The 6,831-nt window shown below is 71.0% G+C and carries 8 protein-coding genes; 5 read left to right on the plus strand and 3 right to left on the minus strand.

What is annotated here, in order from left to right; all coding sequences use genetic code 11:
• Positions 1-111 precede the first annotated feature (111 nt).
• A complete protein-coding gene (locus tag ACH4YL_RS39300) occupies positions 112-1,023 on the plus strand; it encodes an ATP-binding cassette domain-containing protein (RefSeq protein WP_398512330.1) in 912 nt (303 codons plus the stop codon).
• Positions 1,024-1,186: 163 nt separating this feature from the next.
• On the opposite strand, the gene ACH4YL_RS39305 is transcribed toward ACH4YL_RS39300, so the two are convergent.
• Both ACH4YL_RS39305 and ACH4YL_RS39310 read right to left on the minus strand, forming a co-directional pair.
• The gene (locus ACH4YL_RS39305) at positions 1,187-1,474 is read right to left on the minus strand and encodes a hypothetical protein (protein ID WP_398512331.1); all 288 of its coding nucleotides are present in this window, start codon (positions 1,472-1,474) and stop codon (positions 1,187-1,189) included.
• A gap of 52 nt (positions 1,475-1,526) precedes the next feature.
• Entirely contained in the window at positions 1,527-2,348 is an 822-nt protein-coding gene (locus ACH4YL_RS39310; RefSeq protein WP_398512332.1) for a PhzF family phenazine biosynthesis protein, read from the minus strand.
• Positions 2,349-2,498: 150 nt separating this feature from the next.
• On the opposite strand from ACH4YL_RS39310, the gene ACH4YL_RS39315 reads away from it, so the two are divergent.
• Positions 2,499-3,110 (plus strand): PadR family transcriptional regulator, encoded by a 612-nt coding sequence (locus ACH4YL_RS39315; RefSeq protein ID WP_398512333.1) that lies wholly within the window; start codon positions 2,499-2,501, stop codon positions 3,108-3,110.
• Positions 3,111-3,183: 73 nt separating this feature from the next.
• On the opposite strand, the gene ACH4YL_RS39320 is transcribed toward ACH4YL_RS39315, so the two are convergent.
• On the minus strand, positions 3,184-3,612 hold the full coding sequence (locus ACH4YL_RS39320) for an SRPBCC family protein (RefSeq protein WP_398512334.1): 429 nt from the start codon (positions 3,610-3,612) through the stop codon (positions 3,184-3,186).
• 289 nt (positions 3,613-3,901) lie between these two features.
• On the opposite strand from ACH4YL_RS39320, the gene ACH4YL_RS39325 reads away from it, so the two are divergent.
• The 3 genes from ACH4YL_RS39325 (at position 3,902) to ACH4YL_RS39335 (ending at position 6,691) form a co-directional block, all read left to right on the plus strand.
• Positions 3,902-4,426 (plus strand): Clp protease N-terminal domain-containing protein, encoded by a 525-nt coding sequence (locus ACH4YL_RS39325; protein ID WP_398512335.1) that lies wholly within the window; start codon positions 3,902-3,904, stop codon positions 4,424-4,426.
• 87 nt (positions 4,427-4,513) lie between these two features.
• Complete coding sequence (locus tag ACH4YL_RS39330; protein WP_398512336.1) at positions 4,514-5,548, plus strand: EamA family transporter; 1,035 nt, start codon at positions 4,514-4,516, stop codon at positions 5,546-5,548.
• A 195-nt stretch (positions 5,549-5,743) separates the two neighbouring features.
• Positions 5,744-6,691 (plus strand): DMT family transporter, encoded by a 948-nt coding sequence (locus ACH4YL_RS39335; protein WP_398512337.1) that lies wholly within the window; start codon positions 5,744-5,746, stop codon positions 6,689-6,691.
• The last annotated feature ends 140 nt before the right edge of the window (positions 6,692-6,831 follow it).

Below are 6,831 nucleotides of genomic sequence, written 5' to 3' on the forward strand. Positions count from 1 at the left end.
TTCCCGCCGGGCATCGGACCGTGGTTGTACACCCAGGGTCGACGCCCAACGCCTCGATTGTCGGCGGCAGTCCGACGACACCGGAGGCTGTGCACCGGCACCTTGGGCCACGTGATCGAAGTCAACGAACTGACGAAGCGTTACGGGCGGACCACCGCCGTCAACGGACTGACCTTCACCGTTCGCCCCGGGCATGTCACCGGGTTCCTCGGCCCGAACGGCGCAGGAAAGAGCACCACATTGCGGCTGATCCTCGGCCTGAACGATCCGACCGGCGGAACCGTCACCGTCGACGGCCGGCCCTTTCGGGACCGGCAGCGGGGCCTGCGCCACGTCGGCGCGCTCCTCGACGCGGGCGATGTGCACGGCGGACGCAGCGCCGCGGCGCATCTGTCCGCGCTGGCGCGCAGCAACCGCATTCCGCGGAGCCGGGTGGACGAGGTCCTGGAGGAGGTGGGCCTCGCGGGCGCCGCTCGGCGCCGTATCGGCGGGTTCTCACTCGGAATGAGACAGCGGCTCGGCATCGCAGGCGCCTTGCTCGGCGATCCGCCGGTGCTGCTGTTCGACGAGCCGCTCAACGGCCTTGACCCGGAGGGCGTGAAGTGGGTCCGCGGGCTGTTCCGGCGACTGGCCGGCGAAGGCCGCACCGTCTTCGTCTCCAGTCACCTCATGTCGGAGATGGAGAACACCGCCGATCAGCTCGTCGTGGTCGGCCGGGGTGAACTGATCGCCGCGGAGAGCCTCACGGAGTTCGCCGCCCGCGGCACGCGGCTGAGCGTGACCGTGCGTACCCCTGACTCCACCGCATTGAGCGCCCTGCTGGCCGCCGAGGGGGCGTCGGTACGGCAGGACGGCGACGGCCTGCTGACGGTGACCGGACTGCCCGCGGCCCGGATCGGCGAACTCGCCCTCCAGCACCGCGTCCTGCTGCACGAGCTGACCACCCGTGCCGCCTCACTGGAGGAGGCCTTCATGGAGCTCACCGCCGACAGCGTCGAATACCTCGCGGGAGAAGCCCGATGACCACACTCGCCGTTGCCGTACCGGAGCCGCGCGCCCGACACCGCGACCTGCTCGCCGCCGAATGGCTCAAACTGTGGTCCCTGCGCTCCACCTACTGGTCCCTCGTGATCACGGCCCTTGCCGTCATCGCCTTCAACGTGGGCACCGCCTACGACACATATCGCTACTGGACGGCGTACGACGCGGCCGACCGGGCCGACTTCGTACGCGACGGGATGCCGCTGCTGCACGCCTTCACGACGAACGCCGCGCTGGTCCTGATGATCGCCGTCAGCGCATTCGGCGCGATCACCGTCGTCGGCGAGTACAGCACCGGACAGATCCGTACGACCTTTGCGGCCGTCCCGGCCCGCAGATCGGTCATGGCGGCAAAGGTGACCGTCGTCGCCGCGGTCACCACCGTCTTCGGCGCGGTCGTCGCGGCGGCCTCGTTCGGTCTGACGCAGGCCATCCTCGCCGAGCGGCGTACGGCCTGTGCCGTACGCCCCTCGGCGGGTGGGGTGTCAGGGAGCGGAATGCAGCTCGCCGTCGATGACGGTGACCGCGTGGCCGGTCAGCAGCGTGCGCTCGGCGCGCAGCGACGTACGCACGAGTCCGGAGCGGGCGGAGGCCTGCAGGCCGGTCAGTTCCGTACGGCCGAGGCGCGCCGACCAGAACGGAGCGAGCGCGGTGTGCGCGCTGCCGGTCACCGGGTCCTCGTCGATGCCGATCCGGGGGAAGAAGCCGCGCGAGACGAAGTCATAGCCCTTGGACGGGTCTTCGGCCGCTGCCGTGGCGATGACGCCGCGGTCGGCGAGCTCCACCAGCCCGCGGAAGTCCGGGGCCAGGTCGCGCACGGTCCGCTCGTCGGCGAGTTCGACGACCAGATCGCCGATGTCCGCGCCGGTGTCGTGCACCGAGACGGCCTTCGCGCCGAGCACGTCGTCCAGGCCCGCCGGGGCTTGGACCGCGGTGAGCGGTGAGGTCGGGAAGTCGAGCGTGATCGAGCCGTCCTCGTGGGCGGTGGAGGTCAGGATCCCGCAGAGCGCGGCGAACCGCACGGTGCCGGTGGCGGCTCCCGTGCTGCGCAGCACATGCGCGGTGGCCAGCGTGGCGTGGCCGCACATCCGGACCTCGGCGGCCGGGGTGAACCAGCGCAGCGCCCAGTCGGCCTCGCCGCCCGCGGGGAGTGGATGGGCGAAGGCGGTCTCCGAGAGATGCACCTCGGTCGCCACCTGCTGGAGCCAGGTGTCGTCGGGGAAGTGGTCGGAGTCCAGCAGCAGGACTCCGGCGGGATTGCCGGTGAAGGGGCGGTCGGTGAAGGCGTCGACGATTCGAATCCGCATGGAGGGACCGTACGGGCTGTGGAAAGTCGCAGGCCAAGGCCAATCCGGAGTCGCTGGACCGATTCCGACGCAGATGGAGTGTTGCCAAGCGAGCTATAGCGATATATCGTTGACGCATCGCGACAGATCAACGATGGAGGGAGCGTAGCGATGAGTTCACATGGACACGAGCACGGTCACGGGCACTGCGGGCCCGGCCATCAGGGTCGGGGTGGTTTCGAGGGGCGTCGCGGGGCGTTCGGCCAGTTCGGGCCGCCGTTCGGCGGACCGTTCGGCGGTGGGCCCTTCGGAAGCGGACGGGGACGCGGCGGCGGCCGGGGAAGGGCGCGGCGCGGTGATGTGCGCGCCTCGATCCTGGCGCTGCTCAAGGACCGTCCGATGCACGGTTACGAGATGATCCAGGAGATCGGCGAGCGCAGTGGCGGGGCCTGGAAGCCCAGCCCCGGCTCGGTCTACCCGACGCTCCAACTGCTCGAGGACGAAGGCCTGATAACCAACCAGAGCGAGGGCGGCAAGAAGCTGTTCACGCTCACCGACGCGGGCCGCGCAGAGGCCGACGCGGGGCCCGACGCCCCGTGGGAAGAGGCCGGCCGCGGAGTCGACTGGGAGACGGTCAACGAGATCCGGCAGGCGGGCTGGGGTCTGATGGAGGCGTTCGGCCAGGTCTGGAAGACCGGCAGCGCCGAACAGCGCCAGAAGGCCCTGGAAGTCATCAATGAATCCCGCAAGAAGCTCTACCTGATTCTCGCCGACGAACACTGACGAGAACCGGCCGTCGGACGGGGGAAGGGCCTCGCGCAGCAGCGCGAGGCCCTTTGCCGTGTCCGGATCCGGGTCAGACGACCAGTCCGCCGAGCTTGCGCAGTGACTCGTTGAGCGCGGCGGTCGCCGAGTCCTTCAGCTTCCCGGCCATCAGTGAGACGGCGGCCCCGGTGAACTCGCCGTCGATCCGGACCTGTGTCGCGTCGCCGTCCGGAGTGAGCGTGTAACGGTTGCCGACGAGGACGCCCATCGGGCCTTTGCCCCTGATGCCCAGCACCCGGCCGGCCTCGAACTCGTCCACGGTCCAGGCCACTTCGGCGGGGAAGCCCATCAGTTTCATGTTCTCCTCGTACGTGGCTCCCAGCTCCAAGGTGTCGGGGCCGCCCTTGGGGAAGCTGGTGTGGGTGGCGTTCCACTGGCCGTAGCTGGTGAAGTCCGTCAGCTGGGCCCAGACTTTCTCCGCGGGCGCCTCGATGCGGGCCTCGGCACTGACTTCGGCCATACGACCACCCCTCCATGTCGGGTTACGGTGTCGCGGAACGTAGCCGCACCTGCCTGAACATTCAATACTGATGAACAGTCAGATCTGCTCGATCGGTTGGAGCCGGTTGGAGCCGCCGGATCCGTGCGGGGTCCTCGGATGGCAAGGCGGCGCGCACCCCTCAGGGAGAACTGTCTCGATCTCATCCGCAAGGAGGAGAAACCGGTCGCGCGTGCCCAACTTCCGCGGGATGAGGAAATGGCTCCCCGCGGGGACGCACGAGCTCTCGGGAGCTGATGAGGTAGGAGATGTGCAGAGCCCTACCCCGCGGCTGCCCCAACAGGCCGCTGTCACACGCCCGGACATCGATGCCAGACTCACCGTGGAGCTGGCGTCGGTGGTCGCCGGTGCGCGCCGCAGGGCGCTGCGGGACGGCGACCGGCAGATCGACACCGCACATCTGCTGCACTCGCTGATCGAGACCGACCCCGAGGTGCGCGACGCGCTCGGAACCGGTCCCGAAGTCGCCCGCGTGCTCGGCTATCTCGTCCAGCGCAGCATCGGGTACGGCCTGCGCTGGCAGGGCTCGGTGGAGGACTCCGGGACCGTTCCCGTCGTACGCGATCCCGAGGCCGAGACGTCGGGATGGTCGCCGTCGGCGGCCGCCGCGATGGAGGGTGCGCTGGAGCGCGCCGAACTGCGCGGCGATGCGCGGGCCGGCGGCATCGACCTCCTTGCCTGTCTGGCCGCGGACGCCGAATGCCGGGCCGTTGAGGTGCTGCGCCGGGCAGGCGTGGACGCGGCGCAGCTGAGCGGACGAATAACGGCAGTCTGATCCGCATGTCCCCGCCGTGGACGGCCCTCGCGTCTCGACATGTGCAACGGGGTCGACGCTCCTGACGCGCGCTGTCATGATGTGCCGATGCACGCGTCTCAGGTAAGGAGCGCCGGCCTGGGACTCGCCCTGGTCTCGGCGTTCGCATTCGGTGGATCAGGTGTGGCGGCCAAGCCACTGATCGAAGCGGGCCTCGACCCGCTGCATGTGGTGTGGCTGCGCGTGGCCGGTTCCGCGCTCATCATGCTGCCCGTGGCCTGGCGCCACCGGGATCTGGTGCTGCGCCGGCCCGCGTTGCTCGTCGGCTTCGGGCTGCTCGCCGTCGCGGGCGTCCAGGCCTGCTACTTCGCGGCGATCTCCCGCATCCCGGTCGGCGTCGCACTCCTCATCGAATACCTCGCGCCCGCACTCGTCCTCGGCTGGGTGCGCTTTGTGCAGCGCAGGCCCGTGACCCGTGCCGCGGCCGTCGGTGTCGTGCTCGCGGTCGCCGGTCTCGCGTGCGTCGTCGAAGTCTGGGCAGGACTGAGCTTCGACATCCTCGGGCTGGTGCTCGCGCTGGCCGCGGCCTGCTGCCAGGTCGGCTACTTCGTCCTCTCCGACCACGGTGGTGACGGCGAGGACGCGCCGGACCCGCTGGGAGTCATCGCGTACGGCCTGCTCGTCGGCGCCGTGGTGCTGACGCTGGTCGCGCGGCCGTGGGGCATGGACTTCTCGCTGCTCGGCGCGGACGCGTCCATGGGCGGTACGGATGTGCCTGCGGGGCTGCTGCTCGGCTGGATCGTGCTGATTGCCACCGTGCTCGCGTATGTCACCGGCGTGGTGTCGGTGCGCAGACTCTCGCCACAGGTGGCAGGCGTGGTGGCGTGCCTGGAGGCGGTCATCGCGACCGTGCTGGCCTGGGTGCTGCTGCGGGAGCATCTGTCGGCGCCGCAGATCATCGGCGGAGCGGTGGTGCTGGTGGGCGCGTTCATCGCGCAGTCGCAGGCGCCGAAGGCCCCGTCAGGGCCGGTGGCGGGCGGACAGCCGGAGCGGCTCGCCGCGCCGGGTCCCGCGCCTTCTAGCGCGTCGGGTCCCGCACCTGCCGCCGAGGGTGAGTTGTCGTCCGGACACGCGGGGACGTAGTGTCACGGCCATGCATTCGACCGTCCTTCCGCCGCCTGCCGCTTAGCGCGGGCGGCCAGCCGTTGACGAAGACCGGGCTCGGGTTGTCCCCGAGCGGTTCGTCGCTGCCCGCGTGACGGAGCAGAGCGACCAACCATCCCGTTCTTCACACGGAGACGTCACGTGTCGAATCTTTCCTCAACTTCCGCTGTCCGCATGCCCGCGCAGCTTCCTGCCGCGCCGGCGCCCGTCGGGCGGAACCTCCTCTATCTGATCTTCGCCGGAGTGGCCTGGGGCACCGCGGGCGCTGCCGCCTCGCTGGTCTTCCAGGTGAGCGACCTCGGCCCGCTCTCGCTGTCCTTCTGGCGCTGCGTCGGCGGTCTGGTGCTGCTGCTCGGCGCGCTCGCGTTGCGGGCCCGGCGCACGGCTGCCCAGGTCAGCGTCTCGGTCCGGGAGCCACGCCGTCGGCGGCTGCTGCGCATCCTCGGCACGGGCATCGGGCTCACCCTCTTCCAGAGCGCCTACTTCGCCGCGGTCCAGGCGACCGGCCTCGCCGTGGGCACGGTCGTCACGCTGGGCGCGGGCCCGGTCCTCATCGCGGTGGGCGCGCGGCTGACGATGGGGGAGCGGCTCGGTCGGGGCGGCGTCGTCGCCGTCGTCGGAGCGCTCGCCGGTCTGTTCGTGCTGGTCCTCGGCGGCGACGGCGGGACGGTGCGGCCGGCAGGAGTGGCGCTCGCGCTGCTGTCCGCGGCCGGATACGCGGCGATCACTCTGCTCACCCGGTGGCTAGGGCGCGACGGCGGCGGCGATTCCATGGCGACGACGGCATGGGCCTTCGGCATCGGTGCGGTGGGTCTGCTGCCGATGGCGCTCGCCGAAGGACTGCTGCCGCACACCGAAGAACTGATGCGTGTGGTGTGGCTGTTGACGTACGTGGCGGCGGTGCCGACGGCGCTGGCGTATGCGCTCTACTTCGCCGGGGCGGCGGTCGTACGGGCCGCGACGGTCTCGGTGATCATGCTGCTGGAGCCGGTGAGCGCGGCGGTGATCGCGGTGACGGTGCTCGACGAGCGCCTGACCGCGGCGACGGTGGCGGGGACCTTGCTGCTGCTGGCGGCGGTGGGCGGACTGGCCGGGGCAGAGGCACGGCTCGGCAAACGCTGACCTCCCGGTTCTGGGGCGGGGGGCGGGGGGGGGGGGGGGCCCCCCCGGGGGGGGGGCGGGGGGGGGCCCCCGGGGGCGCCCCCACGGGGGCCGGGGCCGGGGCCGGTTTCGCGCGGCGGTTGTGGGGGGGAGCGGGGGGA

The organism is Streptomyces sp. NPDC020681, from assembly GCF_044334895.1.
Taxonomy (GTDB): Bacteria; Actinomycetota; Actinomycetes; order Streptomycetales; family Streptomycetaceae; genus Streptomyces.